This is a genomic window from Actinosynnema sp. (genome assembly GCF_052038725.1).
Map to the genome: position 1 here is coordinate 1 of NZ_JBQGCX010000520.1, position 3,277 is coordinate 3,277.

Below are 3,277 nucleotides of genomic sequence, written 5' to 3' on the forward strand. Positions count from 1 at the left end.
CGAGCCCGGTGGCGCCCGCGACCAGACCGGCGGCGGGGATCGCCTCGTGCACGAGGGGCACGGGCTCGGTGAGCGGGACCGCGGGCCACTCGGCGTCCCGGTCGGAGACCGGGGCCGCGCCATCGGGGACCACGCCCGCCACGACGTGACCGAGGTCGGGGGTCGCGGGCGACGCGACCTGGCCGAGGTCGGCCGCGGGCTGGTCGGCGAGGTGGGCGGCGGCGGGCGTCGCGTGCGCGGCGGTCTGGCCCAGGTCGGCCGTGGCCCGGTCCGCGAGGTGCGCGACAGCGGGCGCTGCGGCGTGACCCAGGTCGACCGCCTGCTCGGTGGTCTGGCCCAAGTCAGCCACGGCCCGGTCCGCGAGGTTCGCGGCGGACGGCGCCGCGGCGTGACCCAGGTCGACCGCGTGCTCGGCGGTCTGGCCCAAGTCAGCCACAGCCCGATCCGCGAGATGCGCGACAGCGGGCGCCGCAGCGTGCCCCAGGTCGACCGCGTGCTCGGCGGTCTGGCCCAGGTCGACCACGGCCCGGTCCGCGAGGTGCGCGGCGGGCGCCGCGCTGTGGCCCAGGTCGGCCGCCTGCTCGGTGGGCTGCGCGAGCGGGTCGCCCGCCCAGGCGGTGGCGCGCTCATGGGTGCGGTCGACCGGCGTCGTGCCGCCGAGGAGGGGGTGGCCCGCGCCCGGCGACCTGCGGTCGGCGCGGTCCTGCTCGGCCAGTTCGCTCTCGACGTCCCTGAGGTCGGCCAGCACCGCGTCGCCGAGCATCGGGCGGTCGTTCCAGCCCGTCCCCGCGCCGCGCGCGCCGTCCTTGAGCTCGGCGCCCTTGGCGTCCGCCGCGCCCTTCGCGTCACCCGCGCGCGCGTCCAGGGCCCGGCCGTCGCCACCCGCGCGGACGTCGTTCCTGCCGTCCAGCGGCCCGCGCTGGTCGAGCGGGGCGCGCAGGTCGGTGGGGCGGTGGTCCCCGCCGCGACCGGCGCCACCACCCGCCGCGCCGCCGCCCGCCGCGCCACCGATCAGGCCGTGGGCGCCGGGCGCGGTCGGGGCTCCGGGGGTCTGCTGGAACGCGGTGGGCGCGCCCGCCTGGGGCGTGGTCGCGTGCTGGGCGGTGTTGCCCATGCCGCTGAGCGCGTTCGCGATCGCCCCGCTGGGCGTGCCGCCGACCTGCGCGGGGCGGTCGAGCAGCGCCGCCGCGGACTGGCTGGTGGTGCCCTCGTGGCGGGGCGCGTGGTCGTGGACCGCGCCCGTCGCGGCGGGGGCGGCGTGCTGGCCTGCCTGGGGCGCGACGTCGGCGACGTGCGCGGCCCCGGCCCCGACGACCTGGTCGACCTGCTGCACAACCGGCTGCACGACCTGCTGCGCCGCAGCGGCCACCGGCTCGGTGACCTGCCCCGGCACGTGCCCCGTCACCTGGCCCACGGCCTGCGCGGCGGTGTCCACCACCGGGCGCACGACCGAGTCGACCACCGGCTCCACCAGTGCGACGACCGGCTGCGCGACCGCCTCGACGGTTCGCGTCGTGGTCTCCACCACCGGGGTCACCACGCCCTCGACGAGGTCGCCGACCACGTCGAGCAGCCCCCCGCGCACACCGGGGTTCGGGTTGACCGGCGGCTGGGTGGCGGCCACGTCGGCGCCGCTGTCCAGGCGCACCGAGTCGGTCAGCGCCGCCGTCAGGTTGGCCGCGTTCGCCGCCGCGCCGCGCACCGCCGTGTCCAGGCCGAGCAGCGCGGACGGCTGACCGGCCGACGCGGACGCCTGCGCGGCGTCGGCGTTCTTGGCCAGGTTGACCAGCTCGCGCACCAGCTCGACCTTGGCCTTGCCGATCTGGCCTGCCGCGTGGTCGAGCCGGTCGGCCGCGGCGTGGCAGTCGCGGGCGGCGCCGACGAGGTCGCCGTCGGCGGCGATGAACCTGTCCCAGCGGGTGCGCGCGGCGGTGGCGGTGGACCCGGCCATGCCGCCGAGGACGCGCCCGGCCGAGTCGTCCGACTCACCGGCCAGCCCGTCCAACCCGCGTCCTGCGGCGCGCCACGCCGCGGCGGAGGCGCGCAGCTTGTCCTCGTCGGCCTGAGGCCACGAGACCCCGGCCCTCGCGGCGACCTCGGCCAGCTCCGCGGGCAGCTCGATTCCCATCCCCGGTCCCCTGGTCAGACCGCGTTGAACGCGGTTCCGTTGCCCTCGTCGACCTTGCGGTAGGTCCGCTCGGTCGCGGCGAAGCGGTCCTGGAGGCCGCCGAACTGGCCGTTCAGGCCGTCGACGCGCTCCTTGGTGGAGGCCGCGGGGCCGACGTGGCCCTCGGCGAAGCTGCGGCCGACGGCGTCGTCGCCCCAGCACGGGCCCAGCGCTTCCAGCGCGGCGCCCAGGTCGGCGGCGATGCGGCCCGCGCGGCCAGCGAAGCCCTCGAAGTCGGCCGCGCCACCGCGCAGCCTGGCCAGGTCGGCGTCGAACCCGCTCACCGGTTCCTCCTCTGCGAGGGTGTGCTCTGCGTCGGCGCGCCCAGCGGGGGCGCGGCCTCGGTGCTCAGCCAGTCGCGCTGGTCGAAGTCCTCGTCGTCGTCCACGAGCGGGGCCCTGCGGTTGGGCGGGGGCAGCTCGTCCTCGGTGAGGTCGGCGGTGCCCCTGACCAGGGCCTCCGGGTCGGTGGCGGCGGGCAGCACGGGGGTGAGGGCGTGCAGCATCTTCTCCATGGCGCGCGCGACGGCGGCCTGGGTGGTGCGCACGACGACCTCGGCGAGCTGCGGCGGGCGCAGGCGGTAGGCGGCGTCGGCGATGAGCAGCTCGGTGAGCACGCCCTGGGCGTCGACGACGGCGGTGACGCACCCGTCCGGGCTGGTGGCCGAGGCGGAGATGGCGGCGAGTTCGCGGTGGGTCACCGCGAGCTGCTCGCGGCTGCGCCGGTAGTCGGCAAGCAGCTCGTCCACCTGGGCGCGGTGGTCGCTCGTCACAAGCACCTCCGGTGCATCCGACCCCACCGGCAGCGGACGCCGGTTGGGCGTTGGACGCGCGGAGCGCCCTGGGGGTTCCGACTCGGTGCGGTGATTTTCGGGCATGACCGGGGGCAAGATCCACCGGGGTTGGGCGTGGAGCGCTGACCTGCGGGTCAGCCGCGCAGCGCCCGGACGACCCTGGACGGGCTCGGCCTGCCGAGGTGGCCCGCGAGCCAGGCGCTGGTGGTGGCAAGCGCGTCGAGGTCGACGCCGTGCCGGATGCCGAGGCCGTCGAGCATCCACACCAGGTCCTCGGTGGCGAGGTTGCCGGTGGCGGACTCGGCGTAGGGGCAGCC

General features: G+C 77.7%; 2 protein-coding genes and 2 pseudogenes. All 4 read right to left on the bottom strand.

All coding sequences use genetic code 11. From position 1 onward, the window contains the following. A pseudogene (locus ACTUAL_RS10400) lies at positions 1-2,128 on the bottom strand (hypothetical protein); the annotation flags it as partial. A 14-nt stretch (positions 2,129-2,142) separates the two neighbouring features. Continuing rightward, positions 2,143-2,451, bottom strand: coding sequence for a WXG100 family type VII secretion target (locus tag ACTUAL_RS10405; RefSeq protein ID WP_096496957.1), 309 nt, complete (start codon positions 2,449-2,451; stop codon positions 2,143-2,145). Beyond that, positions 2,448-2,939, bottom strand: coding sequence for a YbaB/EbfC family nucleoid-associated protein (locus ACTUAL_RS10410; protein ID WP_440900118.1), 492 nt, complete (start codon positions 2,937-2,939; stop codon positions 2,448-2,450). The genes ACTUAL_RS10405 and ACTUAL_RS10410 overlap by 4 nt, the downstream gene beginning before the upstream one ends. Positions 2,940-3,094: 155 nt before the next feature. Next, positions 3,095-3,277: pseudogene (locus ACTUAL_RS10415) on the bottom strand (hydroxymethylglutaryl-CoA lyase); the annotation flags it as partial.